Source organism: Bosea sp. 29B, assembly GCF_902506165.1.
Lineage (GTDB): Bacteria > Pseudomonadota > Alphaproteobacteria > Rhizobiales > Beijerinckiaceae > Allobosea.
Map to the genome: position 1 here is coordinate 249,273 of NZ_LR733817.1, position 26,177 is coordinate 275,449.

The following is a 26,177-nucleotide window of genomic DNA, read 5'->3' on the forward strand; positions in this document are numbered from 1 at the left end:
AGGAGGCTCCAGGGAAAAGGAAGCTTAGGCCGCCTCCAGCCCGAACTGGAGCGCCGCAAGCCGCGCGTAGAGCCCGCCCTTGGCGACGAGGGCGGCGTGGGTGCCTTCCTCGACCACCCGCCCGTCCTCCATCACCAGGATACGGTCGGCGGAGAGGATCGTCGCAAGGCGGTGCGCGACGACCAAAGTGGTCCGCCCCTGCATCAGCCGGTCGAGCGCATCCTGCACGGCGCGTTCGCTTTCCGAATCGAGCGCCGAGGTCGCCTCGTCCAGCAACAGGATGGGGGCATCCTTCAGCACGGCGCGCGCGATGGCGAGGCGCTGGCGCTGTCCGCCCGACAAGGTGACACCGCGCTCGCCGATGATGGTGTCGTAACCCTCGGGCAAGGCCCGGATGAAGCCGTCGGCGGCGGCGAGCTGAGCGGCGTCCTCGATCTCAGCCCGGCTCGCTCCAGGACGGCCATAGGCGATGTTGTCGGCCACCGAGACGCCGAACACGGTCGGCTCCTGCGGCACCAGCGCAAAGCGGCTGCGCCACTCGGTCGGATCGGCCTCGGGCCCCGCGACGCCGTCGACGACGACGCGACCGGCGAAGGGGTCGTAGAAGCGCAGCGCCAGTTGCAGCACCGTGCTCTTGCCGGCGCCGGAAGGCCCGACCAGCGCGACCCGCTCGCCTGGCTTGATCGAAAGGTCGAGATCGGCCAGCGCGAGATTGCTGCGGCCGGGATAGTGGAAGGAGACGCCCTCGAAGGAAAGCGCGCCCACCGGTGGTGTCGGCAACGCCTTCGGATGCGGCGGCGCGGCGATCGCCGGCTTGGTCGCAAGGATCTCGCCGAGCCGTCCGGCTGCGCCGGCCGCGGCGGAGATATCGCCATAGACTTCCGAAAGCTGGCCGAGCGAGCTTGCCGCCAGCACAGCATAGAGCACGAACTGCGACAGGCGCCCGCCACTCATCCGCCCGGCGAAGACCTCGGTCGCGCCGACCCAGAGCACCAGCACGACGCTGGCCGAGACCAGGAAGATCGCGATGCCGGAAAGCCAGGCGCGCGAACGCGTCGCATCGCGCGAGGCGTCATAGGCGCCGTCCGAGGCGCCCTGGAAGCGCTGCGTCGTCGCGCGCTCGGCGCCGAAGGACTGCATGGTCCGGATCGCGCCGATCGCTTCCGAGGCGAAGGCGGAGGCGTCGGCGAGCCGGTCCTGCGCGGCACGGGCACGCTTGCGCACGCTGCGGCCCGAGAAGACCAGCGGCAGCACGACGAGCGGAATCGCGCCGATCACGATCGCCGAGAGCTGCGGGCTGGTCGCGATCATCAGCGCCAGCGCACCAAGGAACATGATGCCGTTGCGCAGGGCGATCGAGGCGGTCGAGGCGAAGGTCGACTTGATCTGCGTGGTATCGGCGGTCAGGCGGGAGACCAGGTCACCGGCGCGGCTGGCATCGAAGAAGGCCGGCTCGAGCCGGGTCAGATGCGCGAAGACGTCGGCCCGCAATTGCGAGACGACACGCTCGCCGACCGTCATCACCAGGTAAAAGCGAAACGAGCTCGCCAGCGCCAGAACGGCGACGACGCCGATCAGGATCGCGAAATAGGAATTCGCCAGCTGCTGTTCGCCGCCGGAAAAGCCGACGTCGATGACGCGCCGGACCGCCATGGGCAGCGCCAGGGTCGCGACCGAGGCGACGATCAATGCAACCAGCGCGAAGGCGATCCGCTGCTTCTGGGCCAGCGCATAGGGCCAGAACGAGCGCAGCGCGCTGAAATCGGGCCGCGCCTTCTGGTCTTCGTTGTTCTCGTTCGCCACGCTCACTCATCCTGAAAAGCTTGCACCGTCGCTGCGGCTGCGCTATGGGCAGCCCACTTCACAACAGGCTCATACGAATTGTTCGAAGAGCCGGCGATGCGCGCCGAGTTCCGGCCGCCAGCTTTTCGAATTGAGGATTTCGCCATGAAGACCGGCATTCATCCCGACTACCACACCATCAAGGTCGTCATGACCGATGGCACCGAATACTTCACGCGTTCGACGCTGGGCAAGGAGGGGGACACCCTCAACCTCGACATCGACCCGAAGACCCACCCGGCCTGGACCGGCGGCACCCAGCACATGCTGGACCGCGGCGGCCGCGTCTCGCGCTTCAACTCGCGTTTCGGCGCGCTGGGCGCCCTCGGCAAGAAGTAATTCTCGGGTTTCGCGGCCTTTCGGGCCCGCGAGCACGACAGAAAAGCCCGGCCTCACGGCCGGGCTTTTTGCGTTGATGGCGACGATAGGCCGCGGTCAGGCTTGGCGTCATTCTCGGGCGAAGCGAAGCGTAGACCCGAGAATCTCAGGACGAGAAGGCGCTATCAGGAGCCTCCTCCGGCCTGAGATGCTCGGGTCAAGCCCGAGCATGACGTCTGGAATTTTCAGCGCAGCAGGCCGAGCCGGGCCTGCAGGCTCTCGATCTGGCCGCGCACTGGATTTGCCAGCGCGGGGCGAACGGCGCCCGACATCTGCTGGTCGAGATTGCGGATGCGCTCCTGCAGGCGGATCGAGTGAGCGACCAGATCGCGCAGGCGCTGCGGCAGACGCGCCGCCTCGGCGCTGCTCGGCTGCAGCATCGGCTCGGCGATGCGCACCTTGTTGTGTTCACTGCGCGCCTGATCGGCGCTCATCTCGCCCTCGGCGACGGCGCGCTGCACCAGGAGCCAGGAGGCGATCTGCATCAGCCGCGTCGTCAGGCGCATGCTCTCGGTCGCATAGGTCAGCGAGACCTCGCGCGGCAGAGCGGCCGATTCGGCCCGCCCCTCGCCATCGAGATAGGAGGCGGTGGCCTCGACCAAACCCATGCCTTCGCGGAACAGCTGCATGAACGCGTCAGACTTGACGAAGCTGCGCGCAAACGGGATCGCGCCATCGTCGGCCTCGGGCCTCAGCATCGTCAAATCGGTCATCCCATGTCTCCAATCGGCACAGTGGCGCGCGATCGAAGGACGCGACGCCGGACTGGCCGGGACATCGCAAGGATAACGCCATCACTCTGTCGGCGCCGCGGTAACATATCATTAAGGTTAACGGTGCCATGGTCCGGCCCGGTGGCGCCCCGCCCTTGCCCGATAATCCGGGCAGCAGACCAAAAAAAGAGCCGCCCCGAAGGCGGCTCGAAGGTCAACAGGGAGGCGTCAAACAGAGTGGGCAGGAGCCACTCGACATCCAGACAAACTGGATGATGCGATTCATACTTTGGAATCGTTAAGCGGCCGTTAACGCCGCCCGAAAATGCGACAAATTCGAACGATCCTGACGCATTCCAGAATCTCAGCGCGTCACCGTCAGCTTCAGGCCGAAACGCTCGCTGACGAAGCGCTCGCCGAGCGAATAGCGATAGGTGCCTCCCAGGCTGACGCTGGGCGCGATCTCGCGCCGGATCTCGATGCTGTGGCCACCGAGCACCGTGACCGGCGCCTGCATGATCACGGTGGTCTGCGGCCAACGGAGCTGGAAGGCTGCGAGCGGCTTGCCGCCATCCTCGCGCAGCCCGATCCTGGCAGTGTCCTCAACGGCGAGAGCCGGCATGGCGGCGAGCAAGGCTATGGCGAGTGCGACGAGGCGCATCGTCTTGTCTCCTGTCGAAAGCAGGCGCGCGATCGGGGACGGCGTGCAGCCGTCTCTCCGCTCGTTTCCACCTGTTGTCATTGTCGGAAGCGGCCCCGGCCGAGACGTTGCGTCGGCGCGGGCGGGCGGCGTTCGGCCGCCTTCTGTCCACGTCCTCAGGATAGGCGCTTCGGCTCGCGCTGCGAAGATGAATATCCGTTCATCGGCTGGTGCATCTTGTCGCGTGGCGGGAAGGACTCACCCGCCAGCGGAAATGCCGCCCTGCCCGTTGCCGCTCTTGACCGCCGCGGTTTCGCCTCAGGCCTTCTTGAAGAAGGCGTCGGCTGCCGAGCGCGAGGCCGACTTCTTCTCGCGCGCTTCCTTCAGCCGCTCGATCTCCGCTTCCAGAACCGCGATCCGCTCGCTGAGTTCGGTGACCGCGAGTTGCGACAGATCCTGCCCGATCTCATGGGCCCGCTTCGGCACGGGGCGATCATCGTCGAGAAATCCAGCCATCATAGCCTCGCCTTGCATCCTCGGAGCGCGGGAGCTTAATCGCAGCACAACGCCAGCACCACAGGCGAGGAGACACCGCATGACCGCCCTGCCCGCGACAATGACCGCCATCGGCTTCGATGCCCCCGGCGGCCCCGATGTGCTGAAACCGCAGCAGCGCCCGGTGCCGCAGCCCGGTCCCGGCCAGGTTCTGGTTCATGTCGCGGTCGCCGGCGTCAATCGGCCCGACGTGTTGCAGCGCATGGGCGGCTATGCCCCGCCACCCGGGGCGTCCGACATTCCCGGGCTGGAGATCGCCGGCCGGATCGTCGCGCTCGGCGAAGGTGTCTCGCGCTACGAGGTCGGCGACCAGGTCTGTGCGCTCGTCGCCGGCGGCGGCTACGCCGAATACGCCGTGGTCCATGAGGACAATGCCCTGCCGATTCCCTCCGGGCTGTCGCTGGAAGAAGCCGGCGCGCTCCCCGAGACCTATTTCACCGTCTGGACCAATGTCTTCCAGCGCGGCGGGCTGAAGAAGGGCGAGAGCTTCATGGTGCATGGCGGCACCTCGGGCATCGGCACCACCGCGATCCAGCTCGCCAAGGCTTTTGGCGCGACCGTGCTGGCGACCGCGGGATCGGACGAAAAATGCGCCGCCTGCCGTGATCTCGGCGCCGACCATGCCATCAACTATCGTACCGAGGATTTCGTCGCAGCGGCGAAGGCCGCGACCGGCGGGCGCGGCGTCAACCTGATCCTCGACATGGTCGGCGGCGACTACATCAACCGCAATTACGATGCTGCCGCCGAGAGCGGCCGGATCGTCCAGATCGCCTTCCTCAACGGGCCGAAGGCCGAGGTCGATTTCCGCCGCCTGATGATGAAGCGGCTGACCCATACCGGCTCGACTTTGCGCCCGCGCACGATTGCCGAGAAAGCCGCGATCGCGCGCGAGCTCGAGGACAAGGTCTGGCCGCTGCTGACGGAAGGGCGCTGCAAGCCGGTGATCCACGCCCGCTTCCCGCTGGCACAGGCAGCACAGGCGCACGCCTTGATGGAAAGCAACGCCCATATCGGCAAGATCGTGCTGACGATCTGAGCGATCGGATTGATTGGACAGCCTTCCCGGCTTTGCCTATAAGGCGGCCTATCCTCCTCATCGTTGATGATTTGGATGACCGGCCGGGGCGGCCGGTCGGCGCCTGAGAGCTATTGCCCGCGACATTCCAGGAGACGGCCCGTGTCACAAACGCCGCTGATGCCGAAAGCCACTGCGGTCTGGCTGGTCGAGAACACCTCGCTGACCTTCGAGCAGATCGCCGAGTTCTGCAAACTGCATCCGCTCGAAGTGCGCGGCATCGCCGATGGCGAAGTCGCCGCCGGCATCAAGGGCCTCGACCCGATCACCTCCGGCCAGCTCACCCGCGAGGAGCTCGAGCGCGCCGCCAAGAACCCGTCGCACCAGCTCAAGCTGGCCGAGCGCAAGGTCAAGGTGCCGGAGATCAAGCGCACCAAGGGCCCGCGCTATACCCCGGTCTCGAAGCGCCAGGACCGCCCGAACGCGATCCTCTGGCTGCTGCGCAACCATCCCGAGCTCAAGGACGCGCAGATCATCCGCCTGATCGGCACGACCAAGACGACGATCGCCCAGATCCGCGACCGCACGCACTGGAATACCCAGCAGCTGCAGCCGATCGACCCGGTCAGCCTCGGCCTTGCCTCGCAGATCGACCTCGACTTCGAAGTGGCCCGCGCCGCCAAGGAGCGGCCGGCCATGGTCCTGCAGAACACCGGCTCGACCCTGCTCCCGGCCGAGGTGACCACCGCGCCTGAGCCGGCCCCGTCCTCGCAGCCCTTCGCCGACATGAGCCGGCCGAAGCGGCAGGACGAGGAGAAGATCGACGTCGATTCGGTCTTCGCCAAGCTGAAGCAGCTCAAGCGCCCGGCCGACGAGGACGACGACGGCGGCTACTGAGCCCGGCCGACCGGACCACGATTGGAGGCGAGTGACGATGACAACCGGCCTCGCCTTCACCTTTCTCGGCAGCGGCGCGCCACCCGTCAGCCTGCGCCGCGCCGGCCCGGCCCATCTCGTCGAGGCGGGTGGGGTCAAGGTTCTGGTCGATTGCGGCTCGGGCGTCAGCCAGCGCCTCGTCGCCGCCGGCCATGCCGGGGCGCAGATCGACGCGCTCATCGTCACCCATGAGCATTCCGACCATCTGGTCGATTTTTACCAGCTGATCGTCTCGTCCTGGCATCAGGGCCGCAATCGGCCCTGGCGCGTGCTCGCGCCGGAGCCGGCGCTCGCCAATATGCGCGGGCAGTACGAGGCTTTCGCTCGCGAGCGCGCTTTGCGCATCGCCTTCGAGAAGCGCCCTGATGCGACCGGCCTGGAAGTCGTGTTCGAGGAGCTGCGGGAAGGCCCGGTCGCCGGGCTCGGCGCCCTCGCTGTCGAAGCCTTCCTCGTCGACCACAAGCCGGTCGAGCCGGCCTTCGGGCTCAGCCTCTCGGCCAATGGCAGCCGTATCGTCTTCTCCGGCGACACCCGCCTGACGCCGTCGCTCGAACAGGCCGCGCAAGGCTGCGATCTCCTGGTCTGCGAGGTCTTCATCGACAGCCAGATGCCGGTCACCGCCGGCGTGCGCTCGGCGCAGACGGTGGCCTCGGTGCAGAGCTATCACATGACCCCGGCGGTTGTGGCCGGCCTCGCCCGGCGCGCCGGCGTCAAGACGCTGGCGCTGACCCATCTCGTCCCGCCGGGGGCCGACACCGCGGCGCTCTTCGCCGAGCTCCGGGCCGGCGGCTATGCCGAGCCGCTGATCGTCGGCGAGGATCTGATGCGGCTGGAGCTGCCGGCGCGGCTGCTGCGCTGGAATGGCGCCGCGATCGGGTTCTGACCGCCCGTGCGGCTCACGCCGCCCGGCGCAATCCGGCGCCGGCCTGCGAACCATCGAACCGGAAGCCCCCCGCCAGCCTCGTAACCGCTTCGGCCGCCTCGGCCATGCCGCGCCCGGCGGCTGCGGTGCGTTCCGCCGCCCGGGCATTGTCCTGCGTGGCGGCATCGATCTCGGCCAACGCCCGCTCGATCGCGCCGACGCCCTGCGACTGTTCAGCGGTCGCCTGGTTGATCTCGCCGAAGGCCTGCGCGACCTCCTCGACCTCGCCGGAGATGGCGGTCAGGCTGGCGCCAGTCTCGCGCACCAGCTTCACGCCCTCGTCGACATGGACCTTGGTCTCGCTGATCAGCGCCCGAACGTCACGCGCCGCATCGGCCGATTGCTGGGCGAGCCGGCGGACCTCGGTCGCGACCACGGCGAAACCGCGTCCGCCCTCGCCCGCCCGCGCCGCCTCGACCGAGGCGTTCAGCGCCAGCAGATTGGTCTGGAAGGCGAGCCCGTCCATGACCTCGACGATGTCGACGATCCGGCGCGCTTGCTGGTCGATCTTGTCGATCGCCTCGACCGCGCGCCCCGCCACCGCGACGCCGGCCCCGGCGTCGTCGGCGGTCGAACGCGCCTTGCGCGCTGCCACCTGGACGATCTCGGAGGTCTGGCGCACCGTCGCCGCGATCTCCTCGACGACGCTGGAGGTGTCCTGCAACGCATTGGCCTGGCTCTGCCCGCGCTGCGATAGATCGAGCGTCGCCGAGAGGATGTCGTCTGCGGCGCTGCGCGTCTGCGCGGCGTTGCTCGCGACCGCTGCCAGCGCTCCGGCGAGCGCCTCGGCCGAGCGGTTGAAATTGCCGGCGACGGCAGCCAGACGGCCTTCGAAACGGATCGACATCCGTGTGCTGAGGTCGCCATCGGCCAGCGCCGAGAGCGCGTGGTCGGTCTCGTCCAGGAAGGATTCGCAAGCCTGCGTCAGTTCGTCGATGCCGCTCACCAGTGCGCTGAACCGGCCGAGATCATCGGTGCGAACGGTCCTGGCCGAGAAATCGCCGCGCTTGGCCGCATCGACGACGCCGGCGACGGCCTCGAGCAAATGCGCTTCGACCGCGGCGCGCTCGGTCTCGCTCGCTTCGCTGTCATGCCGGAGTGCTTCGGCACGCTCCTGATTGGTCAGTGCCGTCGAGGCTGCCTCGTCAGCCTGGCTGAGAGCCGCCGCCAGCCGCTGCGCGATCCAGATCAGCGCACCCGCCTCGGCCAGCAGGATGACGGCGTGGACGATCACACGGGCGAATTCGCTGCCATCGGGGAACACAGCCGCGGGATAGACGAAGTTGAGCACGAGATGGTGCACCGCCACGACCACCGTCGCGGCCAGGATCGAGCGCCAGCAGCACCAGGCCGTCATCACCGCCAGGGCGGCGAAGAAGGCCATGTGCATGTCGATCTGGTAGCGCGTGCCCTCGGCAGCGAAGACCAGCAGTGCCACCTGCCCGTTGATCGCGATGGTCGAGATCAGGCGAGTCGACAGGCCGATCCCGTCCGAGCGCCAGGCCAGGGTGGTCGCCGCGGCGAGCAGCATCGAGACCAGCCCGATCGCGACGAGCGCCGGGTGGCCGGCGAGCCAGCCGACGGCGCAGGTCACCGGCACCAAGAGCCATTGCCCGGTCATCAGCGGCTTGGCGAAGGCGTGGCGGAACGTCTCGAGGCTCTGGCTCATAGGGACCGTCTCGCTGGAATGAGGGGATCGCGCGCCTGGCCGGTGCAGCCGCCGCCCAGGCCGGCGAGGACGAGCGCGGCGCCGGATTGATAGAGGCGCACCGAGAAACCGGGAATATCCGAACGGGCCAGCAGGCCGAAGCGGCCGATCGGTGCCAGGATGACGCCGTTCGCCCGGCTCACCGCTTCGGCGGCCGTGGCGGAACTCGTGGCGAGCACGACGACAACAGCTCCGTCCCGCGGGGCGAGGACGACGCCGATCGGCGCGAGCAGCGCGCCAATCGCCAAGGCCAGCAATCCGATGCGTGGGCGAGGCGCCATCGTTTAAATCCGGCGGGATAAGCGCCTGCGATCCTGAACGATTTTGTTTAAAGCAACGTAAAGTTGTACTTTCGTCGAACTGCTCGGCAGCGCCTTCAGCCGAGTCCCCTGCCCTTCAGCGCGGTCCCGATCTCGCCCAGCACGGCCGGGTCCTCGATCGTCGCCGGCATCGCATACTCCTCGCCATCGGCGATCTTCTTCATCGTCGCGCGCAGGATCTTGCCGGAGCGTGTCTTCGGCAGCCGCGCCACGGTGATTGCCAGCTTGAAGGCGGCGACCGGACCGATCTTGTCGCGCACCAGGCCGACCAGCTCCTTCTCGACCTCGGCCGGCGACTGCGTGACGCCTGCCTTCATCACCACGAAGCCGCAGGGCTGCTCGCCCTTGAGTGCGTCCCTGATGCCGACCACGGCGCATTCGGCCACCGCCGGGTGCGAGGCCAGCACCTCTTCCATGCCGCCGGTCGAAAGCCGGTGGCCGGCGACGTTGATGATGTCGTCGGTGCGCCCCATGATGAAGACATAGCCGTCCGCATCGATGAAGCCGGCATCCGAGGTGTTGTAGAAGCCGGGATAGGTCTCGAGATAGGCGCTGCGGAAGCGCCCATCGTCCTGCCACAACGTCGGCAGCGCGCCGGGCGGCAGCGGCAGCTTGGCGACGATCGCGCCCATCGTCCCGGCCGGCACCGGCCGGCCGCCCTCGTCGAGGCACTGGATGTCGTAGCCGGGCAGCGGCACGCTCGGCGAACCGTGCTTGATCGGCAGCAATCCTAGTCCGACCGGATTGCCGACCATGCAGGCGCCGGTCTCGGTCTGCCACCAATGGTCGACCACCGGCACCTTCAGCACCTCCTCGGCCCATTTCAGCGTATCGGGATCGGCGCGCTCGCCGGCGAGGAAGAGCGTGCGGAACTGCGAGAGATCGTAATCCTTGAGATGGGTCGCCTGCGGATCTTCCTTGCGGATCGCCCGGAAGGCGGTAGGCGCAGTGAACATCGCCACCGCCTTGTGCTCGGCGATCACGCGCCAATAGGCGCCGGGATCAGGCGTGCCGACCGGCTTGCCCTCGTAGAGGACCGAAGTCGCGCCCTGGATCAGCGGCCCGTAGACGATATAGCTGTGCCCGACGACCCAGCCGACATCCGAGGCGGTGAACATCACCTCGCCGGGCCTGACGTCGTAGAGCTGGGTCATGGTCGCGACCAGCATGACCATGTGCCCGCCATTGTCGCGCACCACGCCCTTGGGCCGGCCAGTCGTGCCGGAGGTGTAAAGCACATAGAGCGGATCGGTCGCAGCGACCTCGACGCAGTCAGCTTTGCGCCCGTTTGCACGGGCTGCGGCGACGAGCGTACGCCAGTTCTTGTCGCGGCTGACATGCATGGAGGCATCGACCTGTGGCCGCTGCAGCACGATGCAGGCATCGGGCTTGTGCGTGGCGAGATCGATCGCCGCGTCGAGCAGCGGCTTGTATTCGACCACGCGGGTCGGCTCGATGCCGCAGGTCGCGGTCATGATCAGCTTCGGCGTGGCGTCGTCGATGCGGGTCGCCAGCTCCTTGGCGGCGAAGCCGCCGAACACCACCGAATGCACCGCGCCGATCCGGGCGCAGGCCAACATCGCGATGGCCGCTTCCGGGATCATCGGCATGTAAAGGATGACGCGATCGCCTTTGCCGACGCCCTGGTCCTGCAGCACGGCAGCAAGTGTCGAAACCTCGTCGAGCATCTGCGCGTAGGTGAAACGCTGCTTGGTGCCGGTGACCGGGCTGTCGTAGATCAGCGCCGTCTGCTCGGCGCGACCATCACGGACATGCCTATCCAGCGCATTGAAGCAGGTGTTGCAGCTCGCATCAGGGAACCAGCGGCCATAGATGCCGGCGCTCGCATTGAAGATCTTCTGTGGCGGCTTGATCCACTCGATGCCCCCGGCGATCTCGGCCCAGTAGGCTTCAGGGTCCCGCTGCCAGGCGGCATAGATCTCAGCATAGCGGCTTGCATGGCTGGCAGTCATGAAAAGCGTTCCTCTTCGCCGGGTATTGCGCCTAGAGCTGAACTCCGGGCTGGCCGTCTGCGGGCCGGATTTGGCGCGGGATCGTGCCCATGTCCGCCGCTTGCGTGCAAGCGCTCCTCTGTCAGACTTTCAGCGCAACCGCATGGGCTGTGCTGCACAGCCGGCTCAGCCGGCAGCCGCGCGGGACGATGACCTTCGACCTCACCTTCTTCGCCGCCATGGTGCCGGCCGTCATCCTGATGGGGCTGTCCAAGGGCGGTTTCGCGGGTTTGAGCCTGCTCTCGCTGCCGCTGATGGCGCTGATCGTCTCGCCGGTGCAGGCAGCGGCGATCATGCTGCCGATCCTGATCATCCAGGACGTCGTCTCGGTCTGGTCCTATCGCCGTGATTTCGACCGCCGGAACCTCGCAACGCTCATCCCCGGCATGCTGCTCGGCGTGCTCGCCGGCTACCTCCTGGCGGCGAAGGTCTCCGACGCCGTCGTCGGCCTCGCGGTCGGCGTGATCTCGATCGGCTTTGCGCTGCGCCGCCTCCTCGCCGGCAAGACCGCGGCCCAGCCGGTGACGAAGGCGAACTATGCGGCCGGCACGCTCTGGGGCGCTATCTGCGGCTTCACCAGCATGATCGCCCATGCCGGCGGCCCACCCTTCCAGATCTACACCATGCCGCAGCGCCTGCCGCCGGCGGTCTTCGTCGGCACCGGCGCGCTGTTCTTCGCGCTGATGAACTGGATCAAGGTGCTGCCGTATTTCTTCCTCGGCCAGTTCAGCCATCAGAACCTGATGGCTTCGGCCGCACTCGCGCCGGTCGCGATCCTCTCGACCGTCGCCGGCGTCTGGCTGGTCCGGCGCGTCCCGGCCGAGCGCTTCTACACCATCATCTACTGGCTGCTGATCGCGGTCGGCCTGAAATTGGTCTTCGACGGGCTGCGTCCGCTCTTCGGCTGATCTCGTCGCATCGCAGGTCGTTGCAGCGATAGCCCTCCCCCCGCTTGCGGTGGGAGGGTTGGGTGGGGGGCAGTGCCGCTTGGCGCTATGCCGAAGAATGTCCTCGCCCTGCTTTCCTGCCCCCCATCCCTAGCCCTTCCCCACCGCAAGCGGGGGGAAGGGAATTTTCGCGGCTTCTTCCTCTGCCAATTGCCCGTGACGGGGCGCGCTTCTAGGCTGTCCGGCAACAACCGCCGGGAACGCCGAACGCCATGCCGCTCTCTCCTTACGACACCGATCTCGATCGCAATCCGGCGAACTTCCAGCCGCTCTCGCCGCTGCCCTTCCTCGAGCGCGCGGCCAGCGTCTTCCCGAACCATGTCGCCGTCATCCACGGACCCCTGAAGCGCAATTACGCTGAGCTCTACGCCCGCACCCGCCGGCTCGCCTCGGCTCTGAGCAAGCACGGCATCGGCAAGAACGATACGGTCGCGGCGATGCTGCCGAATACCCCGGCGATGCTCGAATGCCATTACGGCGTGCCGATGTGCGGGGCGGTGCTCAACACGCTCAACACTCGGCTCGACGCCGCGGTCATCGCCTTCTCGCTCGACCATGGCGAGGCCAAGGTGCTGATTACCGACCGGGAGTTCTCGAAGACGGTCAGGGAGGCGCTGGCGCTCTGCAAGGTGAACCCGCTGGTCATCGACTATGACGACCCGGTCTATGACGGCCCCGGCGAGCGCCTCGGCAGCATCGAATACGAGGATTTCCTCAAGCAGGGCGATCCCGATTTCGACTGGCTGATGCCTACCGACGAGTGGGATGCGATCGCGCTGAACTACACCTCCGGCACGACGGGCGATCCCAAGGGCGTGGTCTACCACCATCGCGGTGCCAACCTCTTGGCGACCTCGAACGTGCTTACCGGCGGCATGGGCCGGCACCCGGTCTATCTCTGGACCCTGCCGATGTTCCACTGCAATGGCTGGTGCTTCCCCTGGACGATCTCGCTGCTCGCCGGCACCCATGTCTGCCTGCGTCAGGTCCGGGCCAAGGCGATGTACGACGCCCTGGCCGACCATGGCGTCACCCATATGTGCGGCGCGCCGATCGTGATGTCGGCGCTGCTCAATGCGCCCGATGCCGAGCGCCGCAGCTTCCCACAGAAGGTGAATTTCTTCACAGCCGCCGCCCCGCCGCCCGAGGCCGTGCTCGCCGGCATGGCGCAGGCCGGCTTCAACGTCGTCCATCTCTACGGGCTGACCGAGGTCTACGGCCCCGCCGTGGTCAATGAATGGAACAGCGCCTGGGACGCCCTGCCCGGCGGCGAGCAGGCGGCGCTGAAGGCGCGCCAGGGCGTGCGCTATCCGGCGCTGGAAGGGCTCGATGTGCTCGACCCGGAAACCATGCAGCGCGTGCCGCATGACGGCGAGACGCTGGGCGAGGTCATGTTCCGCGGCAATGTCGTGATGAAGGGCTATCTCAAGAACCCGAAATCGACCAAGGCCGCCTTCGAGGGCGGCTGGTTCCATTCCGGCGATCTCGGCGTGATGCATCCCGACGGCTACATCCAGCTCAAGGACCGCTCCAAGGACGTCATCATCTCCGGCGGCGAGAACATCTCTTCGATCGAGGTCGAGGATGCGCTCTACAAGCACCCGGCGGTGCAGGCCGCCGCCGTGGTCGCTAAGCCTGACGAGAAATGGGGCGAGACGCCCTGCGCCTTCGTCGAATTGAAGCCGGGGCAGACAGCCACGCAGGACGAGATCATCGCCTGGTGCAAGACACTGCTAGCCTCGTTCAAATGCCCACGGACCGTTGTCTTCACCGAAGTGCCGAAGACCTCGACCGGCAAGATCCAGAAGTTCAAGCTGCGCGAGATGGCGCGGGCGCTGTGATGGCGCGCGGGCAAACGGGCCACTCCACGACGCGCTGGAGCGGGCCTGCGGTTGCTCATGTGATCACGGCGCTGGCGCTCATGGCCATGCTGGCAGCGCCGGTTCGGGCCCAGGACGCATCCGCCGCACTCACCGGGAACTGGCAAGGCACCTATACCTGCGCACAGGGCAAGACCGGGCTGACGCTGACGATCGATCGACAGGAGGGCAGCACGTTTTCCGGCGTCTTCCAGTTCTACCCGCTGCGCGAGAACATCACCGTGCCCGAAGGCTGCTTCACGGTTTCGGGCCGTATCAGGAGCGGCGGAGCGTTCGACATCGCCGGCTCCGCATGGATCAAGCGGCCGGCCGGCTACATTACCGTCGATCTCCACGGTCGGGTCGGGCAAGGCGGCACCAATATGTCGGGAACCGTGGAAACGCCGGGCTATGGCAGGCTGTGCTCCAGATTCGACCTGACCAGAACGACCACCAAGCCATCGATCGACAACGCCTGCCGCATCGACGCTCCCGCAGTCAGCTTCGCGCCGCAGAGCCCTGGAATCTCTCTTGCTGCCGCTCCCTGAGACGCAAGGCCCCCGCACCGTGTCGACACCCGATTTCGTGTCATGGTGTCATGGCGCCAATGTCATGATCTGCTGCATCGATGCAGGTGTACTGCACCGCAGAATCGATACCTCTTCCTGAAACAGGCTGGAGCACTCGGGATGACGGGCAAGAACTGGGACAGGGTGCCTATCGAGGCGCAAAGCATCGACGCGCCCTTGTCGCGCGCCGCAATCTTTCTCGTGACTACCGTCGGAAGCGAGCAAGCCGCCCTGGCGAAGGCCTGCGCAGCACTCGACGGGCTCGATGACCTCGTCAAGACCGTGGGATTCCGCGACCTATCCGCCCGGCTGTCCTGCATCGTCGGCATCGGCCACAGCCTCTGGAACCGTCTCGATCCTGGCAACCGGCCGCGGGAGCTGAAGCCCTTCGCGCCGATCGCGGGAGCGGTCCACAATGCCCCTTCGACGCCGGGCGACCTGCTTTTCCATATCCGCTCGGAACGCCCCGATCTGTGCTTCGAATTCGAGCGCCTCCTGCTCGACAGCCTCGGCGACAGCGTCGCGGTCGTCGACGAGGTCTCGGGCTTTCGCTATTTCGACGCACGCGATCTTCTGGGCTTCGTCGACGGCACCGCCAATCCGACCGGCCTCGACCTGCCGGCATCGGCGCTGGTCGGCGACGAAGATGCCGATTTCGCCGGTGGCAGCTACGTCGTCATCCAGAAATACCTGCACAACCTCAAGGCCTGGGCGGCGATTCCGACGCCGCTTCAGGAAGCGATCATCGGGCGCACCAAGATCGACAACGTCGAGATCGACGATGATGCCGCGCCGCGAAAATCGCACAAGTCGCTGGCCACGATCGTCGATGCCGACGGCAACGAGCACGACATCTTGCGCGACAACATGCCGTTCGGCCGGCCCGGCCAGCGCGAGTTCGGCACTTATTTCATCGGCTACTCGCGCTATCTCTGGGTGATCGAGACGATGCTGGAGCGCATGTATGTCGGCGCCCCGCCCGGTGCCTACGATCGGCTGCTGGATTTCTCGACGCCGCACACCGGCACGACCTTCTTTGCTCCGACCCGCCCGACGCTGGAAGCGCTGGTGCAGGCGGCGCAGGAGAAGCTTGCCGCGTCCTGACCGGTCGAATTCTGCAAGGTCCGGAAGTTCGGGCTGAACGCGATGGCGTCGGTGTCGTGACCGCATGCTCGGCGCTGCCCGCTTCGTGCGCGGCCGAGAGCGGCACATGACCGGCAAATGCGCCCGGGAGCCACTCAGGCTCGCGAGGCCGCTCCGTCTTCGACGCCCTCGACCGCCTCCGAAACCGGCTCGCGCTTCCATCCGAGAAAGGCGAAGACGACGAAGGCAGTGACGACCGTGACGGCGCAGAGGATCAGGAGCAGCATGGTGAAGGCGTCGCCATAGCCGGCGATCAGGTCAGCGCGACTGGCTACCGGCATCGCCTCGGCCGCGCCGGTGAGGTTCCCTGTGACCAACCTCTGAGCAGCAGGCCCCGCCTGGCCCGCCGCCCCACCGTCGGCCGCCAGATGCTGTGCCGTCAGCGCCGACAGGACGGCGCCGACCACCGCCAGCGCGATGCCTTCTCCGGCGACGCGCGTGGTGCTGAAGATGCCCGTGGCCATGCCGGCCCGCTCCTTCGGCACGACGCTGACGGCAAGGCCGTCCATCAGCCCCCAGGGCAAGCTGATGCCGATGCCGATCAGCACCATCGGCATGATGACCACTGTGACATCGCCGCCAACCGGCACGCGGCTCAGCCAGAACAGGCCGAGCGCACAGACCAGCAGGCCGAGACCGCAGATCGTGGCAGGCGTGAGCCAGCGGGTCAGCAGTCCGGCCACGAGCGGCAGAATCAGCAGCGGCGCCGACAGCGCGATCATCAATCGGCCCGCTGCGATCTCACTCAGGCCCTCGATGCCGATGAACCGGATCGGCAACAGGATCAGCAGGACGACGAAAGCATAGGCCGGCGCCGCCGCCAGCAACTGCACGCCGACGAAGCGCGGATAGCGAAACAGCGTGAGATCCAGCATCGGCCGAGCGACACGTCGCTCGATCATCCCGAAGGCGACAAACATGGCGACGGCGCCGGCGAGCAGCCCAAGCGCGCTCGGATCGGTCCAGCCACGCTCCGGCACCAGCAGCATGCCATAGGTGAGCAACGCCAACGCGGCCGTAAAGCTGAGCGCACCCGGCCAATCGAGGCCGCGGGCTTGCGGATCGCGGGATTCGGACAGGCTCCACGCACCGAGCAGCAGGGAGAGCATGGCCAGCACGACGACAAGGCCGAATATGCTGCGCCAGCCGAACGCATCGATCATCATGCCCGATCCGATCGGGCCGAAGGCGAGGCCGAGTCCGAAGCTCGTGCCGACGATGCTGAAGGCGCGCACGCGCGACGCGCCGTCGAACTCCTGGGCGAGCGCGGCCATGCCTCCGGAGAAGGCCGCCGCCGCCGCCGCGCCCTGCACTGCCCGGCCGAAATCGAACCAGACGATGTCCGGCGCGGCGGCAAGCGCCGCCGAAACTGCGGCAAAGGCTCCAATACCGATCAGGAAGACGCGCTTGCGACCATAGGCGTCCGCCAGCGCACCGGCCGCCATCAGGCTCGATCCGAACGTCAGCATGAAAGCGTTGGTGACCCAGTTGAGGGCGATCGGGCTGCCGCCCAACGCCTTGCCGATGGCCGGGAGAGCGACCGCCGTCCCGGTAAAGGTCAGCGGCATCGCGGCAGCCGCGAGGCAGACAGACAAAAGTACGAGCGCCCGCTCGGCCGCGCGCGACCGCGTGATCTGATCCGTCATGATGAGCTGGTTCCGTTCGCTGTCGCGGAAGACGCGATGCACAACCGCTTCGTCATCTTCCGACTGAAAGCATGCTATGTCGGACGCAATCTCCCAATAAGATTGGCTGACTTCCAGTCATACTGGAATAAAACGCTCGAATTGATGCTGGCGAGAGGCAGGGCATGGACAGGCTGAGCGGGCTGTTGCCCTTCGTACGGACCGCCGATCTCGGTAGCTTCGTCGCGGCGGGGCGTGTTCTGGGAATCTCCGCCTCGGCGGTCGGCAAGGCGGTGTCGCGGCTGGAGGAAGAGCTGGGGGTCCGGCTCTTCCAGCGCTCGACCCGCAATCTGCGCCTGACCGAAGAAGGCCGCGCCTTCCATGAGCGCTGCCGGCGCGTTCTCGATGATCTCGACGATGCCCGCTCGATGGTCGCGCGAGCGGCGGAAACCCCGCGCGGCTCGCTGCGCATCAGCGCGCCGATCGTCAGCTACCATCTGCTGCTTCCGGTGCTGCCCGAATTCATGGCGCAGTATCCCGATATCGAGGTCGACATCGATTTCAACGACCGCATCGTCGACCTGATCGAGGAAGGGATCGATGTCGCGATCCGCAGCGGCGAGCTTCCGGATTCCCGCCTGATGGCGCGGCCGCTCCGCCCGTTCCAGATGCTGCTCTGCGCCGCCCCTTCCTATCTGGAGCGTCATGGCGTTCCTGCCTCGCCGAGCGATCTCGGTCGGCATCACGGCATCCGCTTCCGCTTTCCCAACAGCGGCAAGATTCAACCCTGGCCGCTGCGCCTTCCTCCCGGCCAGCAGGCGCCAACGCCGCGCACCGCCCTGGTCTGCAACAACATGGAGGCAGTCCGAGGAGCTGCGGTCGCGGGACTCGGCATTGCCTGCATGCCGGACTTCCTGGTGCGCGAACCGCTGATCAGCGGCGCGCTCCATACGCTCCTGGATACCGAGGTCGAGGGTCCCGGCCAGTTCAGCCTGATCTGGCCATCCAACCGCAATCTTTCCCCGAAAGTGCGGGTGTTCGTCGACTTCGTCGGACAGCGGCTGTTCTCGACGCGCTGCGACCTCATGGCCGGCGTCAAGGCGGGCTGAGCGTCGCTTGCCGCAGCCTCAGGCGCTGCTGCGGTCGACAGCCGCCCAGTCCCCAACGCGTGCAAGGAATTGATCCGCCGCCGCGAGCTCGGCGATGGCGATCCATTCGTTCGGCTGATGCGCCTGCGCGATCGAGCCGGGTCCGCAGACCAGGGCCGGTATTCCAGCCTGCTGGAAGAAGCCTGCTTCGGTCCCGAACGGCATCGCAAGCGGTGGCCACAGGCCACCGAGCTTACGCGCCACCGCCACGGCCGGGCTGTCCGCTGCGCAATCGAGCGGCAGGACACGCGCCAGCGGCAGTGTCTCGACACTTACCCCGTCAGGCAGTCCAGCTACGAAGTTCTCCACCGCTGCGAGCACGGAGCCAATGGCAATCTCGTCGGGCGGCCGGAACTCCCAGACGACCTCGCAGCGTTCGGGAACGATGTTGATCGCGCTGCCGCCCGCGATCTTGCCGATGTTGACGGTGGTCGCCGTCCGGTCGCCCTGCCTTCCGAAGCCGGCGAGCGCTGCGACGAATGCCGCCGCCGGCTCGATCGCGCTGGAGCCGAGGCGCGGGTCGCTCGAATGGGCGGCGCGGCCATGGAAGACGCTGCGATAGCCGTAGAAGCCGCGATGGCTGAGCCCGATCCGCACCTGCGTCGGTTCGCCGATGATGGCGAGCGCGGGAGGCGGGCAATGCGCGAGCATGTCGGCGATCAGCGAGGGAACGCCGAGGCAGCCGACCTCCTCGTCATAAGACAAAGCCAGATTGATCGGTCTGCCCAGCTCTCGGGCCCGCCAGCCCGGGACGGCTGCTAGGCAGGCCGCGACGAAACCCTTCATGTCGACGGCGCCCCGGCCGTGCAGACGCCCATCCCGGCTCGCGAGCTCGAACGGGTCGCTCGCCCAGTCCTGATCATCGACCGGAACGACATCGGTATGCCCGGAGAGGACGATGCCACCCGGTTCATCCGGCCCGATCATCGCCAGGATGTTGGTTTTTTCGCCAGAGGCATCGCTGGTCAGTCGGACCCGCACGCCCGCACGATCGAGATAGTCGGCAGTCCAATTGACCAGATCGAGATTGGAGCGCCGTGAGGTGGTGTCGAAGGCGACGAGCCTGCGCAGGATCTCGACGGTATCCATGTCTGCCTAAGCGCCCCGCTGCCGTGCCGGCTGAAACCGGGCGCCGGCCCATCTTCCGGTTGCGACGAAGAATCCGGCGAGGATCAGAGCCATGCCGACGAGGTGGAAACCACGTACCGGCTCGCCCAGCACCACGACCGCGAGCAGGGCTGTGAACAGCGCGACCAGATGGAACGAGACGCCGGTGACGCTCGGCCCGAGGGTCGCCACACAATGCCCCCAGAGGATGAAGGCGAGGAGCGAGGCGAACACGCCGATATAGAGAACGGCTGCGACCGAGCCCGCATCTGTCGGGATGCGCGCGCCTTGCGCCAGCTCGAAGGCCCAGAACGGCGCGAGCACCAGCAGGCCGGCGGCCATAGTCGCGGCCAGGAAGACCAGCGGGCTCAAGGCTGCCGGCTTGCGCCGCAGCAGGACGGAATAGATCGCGTAATTGGCGACGGCGATCAGCACCAGGAACTCGCCGCCATCGGCCCGCAATCCGCCGAGCTGCTGCAGGTCGCCGCGCGCGACGATCCAGACGACGCCGGCGAAGGACAGTGCGATGCCGGCGAACGTCCGGCCAGAGACACGCTCGACGCCGAGTGCGAAAGCCGCAAGCGGCACCATCAGCGGCAGGGTCGAGTTGAGGAAGGCGACGCTGGCGGCCGGCGTCGTCCGCAAGGCGAGATATCCGAGCGCGTTGTAACCGGCGATGCCGAAGGCGCCGCAGGCGACGATGAGGGCAAGATGCTGCCGCAGCAGCGCCCGCTCCCGCCAGGCCTGCCGGCCGATGAAGGGGGCAAGGCAGGCCAGCGCCACGAGCCAGCGCCCGACGGCGAGCGACACCGGTGGAAAGCTCGGCCCCAATGCGCGGCCGAGCACGAGATTCCCCGCCCAGAACAGCGGCGGCAGCCAGAGCAGCAGGAGCGGACGCGCCCAGAGCCTTTTCAACAGCGTGGACATGGTGGCCTCACAGACCGTCGAGGCCGATGCGCAGGCGCCGGTTGTGCCGCCCCTTATTGTCGATCTTCAGGATGCGCAGCGGCCGCGACGCCCCCGTAGAAGCCAGATGCGTGCCGCCGCAGGCCTGGCGATCGAGCCCGGCGATCTCGACGACCCTGATCCGGCCATCGGCCGTCGGCGGCGGCGTCACCGAGCGCGAGCGGATCAGGCCAGGCTCGTCGAACGCTTCGTCCTCACCGACATAGGTTTCGCGAACCGGCAGGTCCTGCCTGATCACGTCGTTGATGGCGCCCTCGAGGCCGCGCAGGCGCTCATTGTCGGCCTCGGGCAGGTCGAAATCGATCCGCGCCGTGCCGTCCTCGTTCATCTGGACGCCGGTGACGAGCGCACCGTCGAAGCCCTGATAGACCAGCGCATTGACGATGTGCAGGTCGGTATGAAGCTCGCGCATGAGCTGCCGGAACGGGCGGTCGACCTCGGCGACCACAGCCCCCGAGAGCAAGATCGGCTCGGCCAGAAGATGCCAGATGCCATCGCCTGTATCCTCGAAGCCGGCGATCGCGACCTCGCCGCCCGACCACTGCAATGCGCCCTTGTCGGGAAGCTGGCCGCCGCCGCCGGGATAGAACGGCGATCGGTCGAGCCGGATACGGCCCGGCTCGGCGGCCGTCACGACGGTTTCGAGGGCGAACACCTCTGGCTCGTCCAGGCAGAAATAGCGCGTCACACGAAGACTCCTTTTCGAAGAAGTCTGGCGATCGGGTTTAGCGCGGTATTGGCGGAAATTGAGGAATCAGCGGGCGAGACCGACAGCACCTGCTCGCTGGTACTGCAGGGGCGTGATGCCGAACGAGCGCTTGAAGTGTCTCGTCAGCGCGCTCTGGTCATAGAAGCCGCTGGCCAGCGCCGCGTCCGCGATCGGCGCGCCGGCCTTCAACTGCCGAATCGCCGATTTCAGCCGGAGCTGGGTCAGATAGGCGTGAGGCGTCAGGCCGGCCGTGCGTTTGAACAGGCTGATGAGCTGGAACGGGGTCATATCGACCCAAAGCCCCATCTCGGTCAGGCTCAGCCCGCTTTCCGCATGCTGCGAGGCCATCCGCCTGGTCACGAGCGAAAGCGCAGCCTCGTCGCGCGGCGCAGTCGGGATCGCGTGGGCGCCGTCGCCATGGCGCGCGAAGAGCTGGCCGAAGCTGGCGACGAGGAGCTCGCGTTCTTCGAGCGGGTCATGGCCGTCGTCCAGGCTGCGGTGCAGCCGGCCGAAAGCCGCGATCAGATCGGCGTCGCCAACGACATTGCGCATGAAATAGGCTGGGCGGTCGATGCCGAGATCGGTCGTGACCTGATCGATGGCGGGCTGCGTCAGATAGAACGAGCGATAGCGCCAGCGTTTGCTCCAGCCCATGCGGCCGGAATGGGGCTCGGCGGGATTGAAGACGAGCAGCACGCTCTCGCGGGCCTCGTCGCTGCGGCCGCGGCTCTTGAACTCGGAGCCGCCACTCTCCGTCACCGCGACGACAAAGGCCTCGTGCTGGTGCGGCGCGTAGTCATGCGTGGTGAAGTCGGCGTGGAGGCAGCTGAGTCCGTCGACGCCGGTCGCGTTCCAGTAGCGTGCGGTGTTGTGTCTATCGACACGGGCCAACGGCGCATTCCTCTCGACTGCACGCATTCTCGCACGATCTCTCAATCGCGTCCAAGCCCGGCGTCCGTCAGGGCCACCAGCGCAGGTGGCAGGTCGCAGCGCTCGTGGTCACAAAAAACCGGCCCCTTTCGGGGCCGGTAAAGCGCGCCTTTTGCGCGAATTCGTCGCGGACTGCCGCAGTCCGCTCTGTCATTTCAGTGTAGTGTCGGTGCCGGCATGGTCAGCCGCACGCGCTCGATCTCATCCTTCAGCAGCAGCTTCTTCCGCTTGAGCTCTGCCACGCCAAGATCGTTCGACGAGGGACTGGCGACCGCCTGGGCGATGGCTTCCTCGAGCTGGCGATGCTTGCGTTCGAGCTCGGCGAGATGTGTCTGCAGCGACATCTGGATCCTCCTGATGAGCGTTCTAGCAAGAGAAGTTTGACACAGAGCCGGCTTCACGTCTGCGGGGCAGGCGTGCACTGCACCATGAGTTTCTGTGATCCCTTCCGAGACCTTTCCCGAGGCGCGTGAATGCAAGCGAGCCGGCCCGCATCGCGCCGACGACACCCTTGCCGGGCCGCCCGCGCCTGCGCATAGTCGGCCGCGATCGCGGCGATGATGAGACGGCTTCATGGGATTCGAACTGAGCCAGGAGGAGATCGAGGGCCTGCAGGCGGAACTCGCGCGTCTGCGCGAGGAACATCGCGATCTCGACAGCGCCATCGATGCGCTCGAACGCCTCGGCCCGATCAACCAGATCCAGATCCAGCGCCTGAAGAAGCGCAAGCTCTATCTGCGCGACCGCATCTCCCATCTCGAAGACCAGCTGACGCCTGATATCATCGCCTGATTGTCTCCACACACCGGGTCGTCCCGGGCGACCGGAGGGAGACCCGGGATCCATTCCGGAACCTCTTTCGGAAAAGCTCCGGAATGGATCCTGGATCGGCGCCGCTACGCGGCTTGTCCGGGATGACCACGGTTGGGTGGGAAATGCGGGACAATCTGCTGGGAGAAGCAGTCACAATACGATTCGGCGCTTGCCTGTGACGCTGCGGCCGGTCTAGATCGCGCGCTTCCCCCCTCCTGCCGGGAAGCGCCGATTTCATGGCCGAGCCGACCCCACCCGTCGCCATCATCATGGGCAGCCAGTCCGACTGGGCGACGATGCGCCATGCCGCCGACACGCTTGCCGAGCTCGGCATCACCTTCGATGCGCGCATCATGTCGGCCCATCGCACGCCGGACCGGATGTATGCCTTCGCCAAGGGCGCCAAGGCCGAAGGCTTCAAGGTCATCATCGCCGGTGCCGGCGGCGCGGCGCATTTGCCGGGCATGACGGCCTCGCTCACGCCCCTGCCCGTCTTCGGCGTCCCTGTCGAATCCAAGGCGCTCTCCGGCCAGGACAGCCTGCTCTCGATCGTGCAGATGCCCGGCGGCATCCCGGTCGGCACGCTCGCCATCGGCAAGGCCGGCGCGATCAACGCCGCTTTGCTCGCCGCCGCCGTGCTCGCCCTTTCCGACGAAGCAATCGCCGAGCGGCTCGACGCCTGGCGCGCCAAACTCAGCGCCGCCGTCGCTGAGCGCCCGAAGGATGAGGCAAAGGACGCGCAATGAGCCAGCCCGATCCGCGCGGCCTCGGCCTCGGCCCCGGCGCCGTCCTCGGCATCCTCGGCGGCGGCCAGCTCGCCCGCATGCTGGCGCTGGCCGCGGCCGATCTCGGCGTGCGCGCCCACATCTTCGCGCCTGAGCCTGACAGCCCGGCCTATGAGGTCGCCGCCCGCCACACCATCGGCGCCTATGAGGACGAGGCTGCGCTCGCCAGCTTCGCCGACGCCGTCGACGTCGTAACCTACGAGTTCGAAAACGTTCCGGCCGCGACCGCCGCCTTCCTCGCCGCCCGCACGCCGCTGCATCCGGGCGCGAGGGCGCTCGCTGTGACCCAGGACCGTCTCACCGAGAAGCGCTTCGTCGCCGATCTCCGCCTTGCCGTAGCGCCGTTCGAACCGGTCGACTCGCTCGCTGATCTCGAAAAGGCCGTCGCCAAACTCGGCCGCCCGGCCGTGCTGAAGACGCGACGCTTCGGCTATGACGGCAAGGGCCAGGTCAAGATCGCCGATGGCACCGATCTCGCGCAGGCCTGGGACGAGATCGGCCATTTCCCGGCGATCCTCGAAGGCTTCGTGACGTTTTCCCGCGAAGTCTCGGTCGTCGCCGCCCGCGCCGCCGACGGCTCCTTCGCCGCCTTCGACGTCTGCGAGAACGAGCACCGCGACCACATCCTGGCGCTGACCCAGGTGCCCGCCGATATCGGCACAGCAGCGGCGGACGCCGCGATCGAAGCGGCCCGTCGTATCGGCGAGGCGCTCGGCTATGTCGGCGTGTTCGCCGTCGAGTTCTTCCTGGTCGAGGGCAAGGGCGGCGAGCAGGTCGTCGTCAACGAGATCGCTCCGCGCGTCCACAATTCCGGACACTGGACCAGCGAGGGTGCCGAGACCTCGCAGTTCCACCAGCATGTCCGCGCCGTCTGCGGCTTCCCGCTGGGCGCGACGGCGCGACGCGGGCGCGTCACCATGCAGAACCTGATCGGCGACCAGGCGAACGACTGGCGCGCCATCCTGGCCGAGCCCGGCACGCATCTGCATCTCTACGGCAAGCGCGAGGCGCGGCCGGGCCGCAAGATGGGCCACGTCACCCGCGTCCTCCCCCACACCGACTGAACACTGGCGCGCTGCCAGCCCCCGAAACCCGCGTGTTTTCACGCGTTTTGCGGCGTTGCAGCGTGGACAGGCCCAGGGAATTCTGGTATCCGCACGACCCTCGCGGCGATCTCCCGGACGGGAGGTCGCCGCCCCGATTCCGGACCACCGACAACGACGGACTGAAGACGTGCAGGTTCTTGTTCGCGACAACAATGTCGACCAGGCGCTGCGGGCGCTGAAGAAGAAGATGCAGCGCGAGGGCATCTTCCGTGAGATGAAGCTCCGCGGCCATTACGAGAAGCCGTCCGAGAAGAAGGCGCGCGAGAAGGCCGAGGCCGTCCGCCGCGCCCGCAAGCTGATCCGCAAGAAGCTGCAGCGCGAAGGCCTGCTGCCGGCCCCGGTCAAGCCGAAGCGCCCTGAGCGCCCCGCTCGGCCGGCGATCTGACCACGCAAGGGTCCGACGACCACCGCCCGCTACTGTTCTGATATCTGCGCGCGCCTGGAGCTTCTCCAGGCGCTGCTGTTTTTGTAGGGTCGTTAACCAAACTTTGTCAGGGCTTGGGCGTTTTGGAGGATGGCGGCGCACCGGGGCGGTGGCGCCGCATGGCAGGCGAGAGTTCGAGGCGATGGATAAGAGCATGCTCACAGGCAGGAACTGGCTGATCGCGACGGGCCTGGCGCTCGCGCTCGCAGGCTGCGACACGGTGAGCATGAGCTCCGGCGCTGGCGTCGCCGAACTCCAGACCGAGAACACCGAGGCTGCGAGCGTCAACATCGGCTCGCTCAGCGAGGTGATCAACCGCAACCCGAACGATCCGCAGGCCTACAACACACGCGGCGCCGCCTATGCCCGGATCGGCCGCTATTCCGACGCCATCTCCGATTTCACCAGGGCGGTGCAGATCGACGCCAATTTCGCGCCGGCCTACACCAATCGCGGCCTGGCGCTGCGCCAGAGCGGGCGCAACGACGCCGCGCTGCAGGATTTCAACCGCGCCACCACCGCCAATCCGAACTACGCTCCGGCCTTCGTTGCGCGCGCCAACCTGCTGCGCCTGCAGGGCAACAGCCAGCAGGCGCTCGCCGACCTCAACACCGCCATCCGCCTCAATCCGGAAGCGGCCGAGGCCTTCCACGCCCGCGGACTGGTCTACCAGAAGGAAGGCCAGCATCAGCAGGCTGTCACCGATTTCGACTCGGTGATCGACCGCAATCCCTATACCGCCCCGCCCTATATCGCCCGGGGCGAAAGCCTGAACGCGCTCGGCAAATACGATTCCGCGCTGGAGGACTTCACCGCCGCGCTCAATGTCGACAACCGCAATGCCGCCGCCTGGGCCGGCCGCGGCTTCGCCTTCGAGAAGCAAGGCAAGAAGACCGAGGCGAGTGAGGCCTATCAGCGTGCCCTCGGGCTCGACGGCAACAACCAGATCGCTCGCGCCGGCTCCGCCCGCCTCGGCGGCGGCGGCATGTTCCGCCTCTGAGA

27 protein-coding genes are annotated in these 26,177 nt (G+C 67.1%); 14 read left to right on the plus strand and 13 right to left on the minus strand.

All coding sequences use genetic code 11. The features are described from left to right. Nucleotides 1–24 precede the first annotated feature (24 nt). Nucleotides 25–1,803, minus strand: coding sequence for an ABC transporter transmembrane domain-containing protein (locus GV161_RS01330; protein ID WP_244623885.1), 1,779 nt, complete (start codon nt 1,801–1,803; stop codon nt 25–27). Nucleotides 1,804–1,947: 144 nt separating this feature from the next. Here GV161_RS01330 and rpmE point away from each other — a divergent pair, with 144 nt between their 5' ends. Further along, on the plus strand, nt 1,948–2,181 hold the full coding sequence (gene rpmE, locus GV161_RS01335; RefSeq protein WP_066471911.1) for a 50S ribosomal protein L31: 234 nt from the start codon (nt 1,948–1,950) through the stop codon (nt 2,179–2,181). Nucleotides 2,182–2,405: 224 nt separating this feature from the next. Here the strand turns inward: rpmE and GV161_RS01340 are convergent, their stop codons facing one another. The 3 genes from GV161_RS01340 to GV161_RS01350 form a co-directional block, all read right to left on the minus strand. Next, nucleotides 2,406–2,933 (minus strand): DUF1465 family protein, encoded by a 528-nt coding sequence (locus GV161_RS01340; protein WP_152012201.1) that lies wholly within the window; start codon nt 2,931–2,933, stop codon nt 2,406–2,408. Between the two features lie 364 nt (nt 2,934–3,297). Beyond that, nucleotides 3,298–3,594 carry a hypothetical protein gene (locus GV161_RS01345; protein WP_152012200.1) on the minus strand — a complete coding sequence of 99 codons (297 nt, stop codon included), beginning with the start codon at nt 3,592–3,594 and terminating at the stop codon, nt 3,298–3,300. A 297-nt stretch (nt 3,595–3,891) separates the two neighbouring features. Beyond that, nucleotides 3,892–4,089 carry a DUF1192 domain-containing protein gene (locus GV161_RS01350; RefSeq protein WP_152012199.1) on the minus strand — a complete coding sequence of 66 codons (198 nt, stop codon included), beginning with the start codon at nt 4,087–4,089 and terminating at the stop codon, nt 3,892–3,894. A gap of 79 nt (nt 4,090–4,168) precedes the next feature. Here GV161_RS01350 and GV161_RS01355 point away from each other — a divergent pair, with 79 nt between their 5' ends. The 3 genes from GV161_RS01355 to GV161_RS01365 all read left to right on the plus strand — a co-directional run bounded on the left by GV161_RS01355 (nt 4,169) and on the right by GV161_RS01365 (nt 6,965). Beyond that, nucleotides 4,169–5,167: an NAD(P)H-quinone oxidoreductase gene (locus tag GV161_RS01355; RefSeq protein WP_152012198.1), complete on the plus strand. Its 999-nt coding sequence runs from the start codon at nt 4,169–4,171 to the stop codon at nt 5,165–5,167. Between the two features lie 141 nt (nt 5,168–5,308). After that, nucleotides 5,309–6,043 carry a cell cycle transcriptional regulator TrcR gene (locus GV161_RS01360; RefSeq protein WP_152012197.1) on the plus strand — a complete coding sequence of 245 codons (735 nt, stop codon included), beginning with the start codon at nt 5,309–5,311 and terminating at the stop codon, nt 6,041–6,043. A 37-nt stretch (nt 6,044–6,080) separates the two neighbouring features. Then, nucleotides 6,081–6,965: an MBL fold metallo-hydrolase gene (locus tag GV161_RS01365; protein WP_152012196.1), complete on the plus strand. Its 885-nt coding sequence runs from the start codon at nt 6,081–6,083 to the stop codon at nt 6,963–6,965. A gap of 13 nt (nt 6,966–6,978) precedes the next feature. Here GV161_RS01365 and GV161_RS01370 read toward each other — a convergent pair whose 3' ends face one another. The 3 genes from GV161_RS01370 to GV161_RS01380 all read right to left on the minus strand — a co-directional run bounded on the left by GV161_RS01370 (nt 6,979) and on the right by GV161_RS01380 (nt 11,005). After that, complete coding sequence (locus GV161_RS01370; protein WP_152012195.1) at nt 6,979–8,673, minus strand: methyl-accepting chemotaxis protein; 1,695 nt, start codon at nt 8,671–8,673, stop codon at nt 6,979–6,981. Beyond that, entirely contained in the window at nt 8,670–8,993 is a 324-nt protein-coding gene (locus GV161_RS01375) for a hypothetical protein (protein ID WP_152012194.1), read from the minus strand. Before GV161_RS01375 ends, GV161_RS01370 begins: the two co-directional genes overlap by 4 nt. Nucleotides 8,994–9,088: 95 nt before the next feature. Next, complete coding sequence (locus tag GV161_RS01380) at nt 9,089–11,005, minus strand: propionyl-CoA synthetase (protein WP_152012193.1); 1,917 nt, start codon at nt 11,003–11,005, stop codon at nt 9,089–9,091. Nucleotides 11,006–11,193: 188 nt separating this feature from the next. Between GV161_RS01380 and GV161_RS01385 the strand changes: the two genes are divergently transcribed. The 4 genes from GV161_RS01385 (at nt 11,194) to GV161_RS01400 (ending at nt 15,523) form a co-directional block, all read left to right on the plus strand. Next, on the plus strand, nt 11,194–11,952 hold the full coding sequence (locus GV161_RS01385; protein WP_152012192.1) for a sulfite exporter TauE/SafE family protein: 759 nt from the start codon (nt 11,194–11,196) through the stop codon (nt 11,950–11,952). A 251-nt stretch (nt 11,953–12,203) separates the two neighbouring features. Then, nucleotides 12,204–13,832, plus strand: a complete 1,629-nt coding sequence (locus tag GV161_RS01390) for an acyl-CoA synthetase (protein ID WP_152012191.1) — start codon at nt 12,204–12,206, stop codon at nt 13,830–13,832. A 59-nt stretch (nt 13,833–13,891) separates the two neighbouring features. Continuing rightward, nucleotides 13,892–14,398, plus strand: coding sequence for a hypothetical protein (locus tag GV161_RS01395; protein WP_152012190.1), 507 nt, complete (start codon nt 13,892–13,894; stop codon nt 14,396–14,398). A 141-nt stretch (nt 14,399–14,539) separates the two neighbouring features. Then, nucleotides 14,540–15,523 carry a Dyp-type peroxidase gene (locus tag GV161_RS01400; protein WP_152012189.1) on the plus strand — a complete coding sequence of 328 codons (984 nt, stop codon included), beginning with the start codon at nt 14,540–14,542 and terminating at the stop codon, nt 15,521–15,523. Between the two features lie 134 nt (nt 15,524–15,657). Here the strand turns inward: GV161_RS01400 and GV161_RS01405 are convergent, their stop codons facing one another. Beyond that, entirely contained in the window at nt 15,658–17,208 is a 1,551-nt protein-coding gene (locus GV161_RS01405; RefSeq protein WP_152012188.1) for an MFS transporter, read from the minus strand. A 164-nt stretch (nt 17,209–17,372) separates the two neighbouring features. Here GV161_RS01405 and GV161_RS01410 point away from each other — a divergent pair, with 164 nt between their 5' ends. After that, nucleotides 17,373–18,296, plus strand: coding sequence for a LysR family transcriptional regulator (locus GV161_RS01410; protein ID WP_152012187.1), 924 nt, complete (start codon nt 17,373–17,375; stop codon nt 18,294–18,296). Nucleotides 18,297–18,314: 18 nt separating this feature from the next. On the opposite strand, the gene argE is transcribed toward GV161_RS01410, so the two are convergent. The 5 genes from argE to GV161_RS01435 all read right to left on the minus strand — a co-directional run bounded on the left by argE (nt 18,315) and on the right by GV161_RS01435 (nt 22,391). After that, nucleotides 18,315–19,424, minus strand: a complete 1,110-nt coding sequence (gene argE / locus GV161_RS01415) for an acetylornithine deacetylase (RefSeq protein WP_152012186.1) — start codon at nt 19,422–19,424, stop codon at nt 18,315–18,317. A gap of 6 nt (nt 19,425–19,430) precedes the next feature. Further along, nucleotides 19,431–20,369, minus strand: coding sequence for a DMT family transporter (locus tag GV161_RS01420; RefSeq protein WP_152012185.1), 939 nt, complete (start codon nt 20,367–20,369; stop codon nt 19,431–19,433). 7 nt (nt 20,370–20,376) lie between these two features. After that, the gene (locus GV161_RS01425; RefSeq protein ID WP_152012184.1) at nt 20,377–21,096 is read right to left on the minus strand and encodes an alanyl-tRNA editing protein; all 720 of its coding nucleotides are present in this window, start codon (nt 21,094–21,096) and stop codon (nt 20,377–20,379) included. A 66-nt stretch (nt 21,097–21,162) separates the two neighbouring features. After that, complete coding sequence (locus tag GV161_RS01430) at nt 21,163–22,008, minus strand: AraC family transcriptional regulator (RefSeq protein WP_152012183.1); 846 nt, start codon at nt 22,006–22,008, stop codon at nt 21,163–21,165. A 194-nt stretch (nt 22,009–22,202) separates the two neighbouring features. Then, a complete protein-coding gene (locus GV161_RS01435) occupies nt 22,203–22,391 on the minus strand; it encodes a DUF465 domain-containing protein (RefSeq protein ID WP_152012182.1) in 189 nt (62 codons plus the stop codon). Between the two features lie 229 nt (nt 22,392–22,620). Here GV161_RS01435 and GV161_RS01440 point away from each other — a divergent pair, with 229 nt between their 5' ends. From GV161_RS01440 to GV161_RS01460, 5 genes are all read left to right on the plus strand, one after another. Continuing rightward, complete coding sequence (locus tag GV161_RS01440) at nt 22,621–22,839, plus strand: DUF465 domain-containing protein (protein WP_152012181.1); 219 nt, start codon at nt 22,621–22,623, stop codon at nt 22,837–22,839. A gap of 257 nt (nt 22,840–23,096) precedes the next feature. Further along, nucleotides 23,097–23,606: a 5-(carboxyamino)imidazole ribonucleotide mutase gene (purE, locus tag GV161_RS01445; RefSeq protein ID WP_152012180.1), complete on the plus strand. Its 510-nt coding sequence runs from the start codon at nt 23,097–23,099 to the stop codon at nt 23,604–23,606. Next, the gene (locus GV161_RS01450) at nt 23,603–24,709 is read left to right on the plus strand and encodes a 5-(carboxyamino)imidazole ribonucleotide synthase (protein ID WP_152012179.1); all 1,107 of its coding nucleotides are present in this window, start codon (nt 23,603–23,605) and stop codon (nt 24,707–24,709) included. Before purE ends, GV161_RS01450 begins: the two co-directional genes overlap by 4 nt. 169 nt (nt 24,710–24,878) lie before the next feature. Continuing rightward, nucleotides 24,879–25,136, plus strand: coding sequence for a 30S ribosomal protein S21 (gene rpsU / locus GV161_RS01455; RefSeq protein WP_091838783.1), 258 nt, complete (start codon nt 24,879–24,881; stop codon nt 25,134–25,136). Nucleotides 25,137–25,329: 193 nt separating this feature from the next. After that, nucleotides 25,330–26,175 carry a tetratricopeptide repeat protein gene (locus GV161_RS01460; RefSeq protein WP_244623884.1) on the plus strand — a complete coding sequence of 282 codons (846 nt, stop codon included), beginning with the start codon at nt 25,330–25,332 and terminating at the stop codon, nt 26,173–26,175. Nucleotides 26,176–26,177 lie beyond the last annotated feature (2 nt).

Excerpts from the sequence above, each read along its gene's own strand:
- GV161_RS01350 (WP_152012199.1), bottom strand. The coding sequence starts at position 4,089 with ATGGCTGGATTTCTCGACGATGATCGCCCCGTGCCGAAGCGGGCCCAT.
- GV161_RS01410 (WP_152012187.1), top strand. The coding sequence starts at position 17,373 with ATGGACAGGCTGAGCGGGCTGTTGCCCTTCGTACGGACCGCCGATCTC.
- GV161_RS01420 (WP_152012185.1), bottom strand. The coding sequence starts at position 20,369 with ATGTCCACGCTGTTGAAAAGGCTCTGGGCGCGTCCGCTCCTGCTGCTC.
- GV161_RS01390 (WP_152012191.1), top strand. The coding sequence starts at position 12,204 with ATGCCGCTCTCTCCTTACGACACCGATCTCGATCGCAATCCGGCGAAC.
- GV161_RS01400 (WP_152012189.1), top strand. The coding sequence starts at position 14,540 with ATGACGGGCAAGAACTGGGACAGGGTGCCTATCGAGGCGCAAAGCATC.
- GV161_RS01380 (WP_152012193.1), bottom strand. The coding sequence starts at position 11,005 with ATGACTGCCAGCCATGCAAGCCGCTATGCTGAGATCTATGCCGCCTGG.
- GV161_RS01440 (WP_152012181.1), top strand. The coding sequence starts at position 22,621 with ATGGGATTCGAACTGAGCCAGGAGGAGATCGAGGGCCTGCAGGCGGAA.
- GV161_RS01405 (WP_152012188.1), bottom strand. The coding sequence starts at position 17,208 with ATGACGGATCAGATCACGCGGTCGCGCGCGGCCGAGCGGGCGCTCGTA.
- GV161_RS01435 (WP_152012182.1), bottom strand. The coding sequence starts at position 22,391 with ATGTCGCTGCAGACACATCTCGCCGAGCTCGAACGCAAGCATCGCCAG.
- GV161_RS01355 (WP_152012198.1), top strand. The coding sequence starts at position 4,169 with ATGACCGCCCTGCCCGCGACAATGACCGCCATCGGCTTCGATGCCCCC.
- GV161_RS01460 (WP_244623884.1), top strand. The coding sequence starts at position 25,330 with ATGCTCACAGGCAGGAACTGGCTGATCGCGACGGGCCTGGCGCTCGCG.
- GV161_RS01370 (WP_152012195.1), bottom strand. The coding sequence starts at position 8,673 with ATGAGCCAGAGCCTCGAGACGTTCCGCCACGCCTTCGCCAAGCCGCTG.
- GV161_RS01385 (WP_152012192.1), top strand. The coding sequence starts at position 11,194 with ATGACCTTCGACCTCACCTTCTTCGCCGCCATGGTGCCGGCCGTCATC.
- GV161_RS01365 (WP_152012196.1), top strand. The coding sequence starts at position 6,081 with ATGACAACCGGCCTCGCCTTCACCTTTCTCGGCAGCGGCGCGCCACCC.
- rpmE (WP_066471911.1), top strand. The coding sequence starts at position 1,948 with ATGAAGACCGGCATTCATCCCGACTACCACACCATCAAGGTCGTCATG.
- GV161_RS01340 (WP_152012201.1), bottom strand. The coding sequence starts at position 2,933 with ATGACCGATTTGACGATGCTGAGGCCCGAGGCCGACGATGGCGCGATC.
- purE (WP_152012180.1), top strand. The coding sequence starts at position 23,097 with ATGGCCGAGCCGACCCCACCCGTCGCCATCATCATGGGCAGCCAGTCC.
- argE (WP_152012186.1), bottom strand. The coding sequence starts at position 19,424 with ATGGATACCGTCGAGATCCTGCGCAGGCTCGTCGCCTTCGACACCACC.
- GV161_RS01345 (WP_152012200.1), bottom strand. The coding sequence starts at position 3,594 with ATGCGCCTCGTCGCACTCGCCATAGCCTTGCTCGCCGCCATGCCGGCT.
- GV161_RS01450 (WP_152012179.1), top strand. The coding sequence starts at position 23,603 with ATGAGCCAGCCCGATCCGCGCGGCCTCGGCCTCGGCCCCGGCGCCGTC.
- GV161_RS01375 (WP_152012194.1), bottom strand. The coding sequence starts at position 8,993 with ATGGCGCCTCGCCCACGCATCGGATTGCTGGCCTTGGCGATTGGCGCG.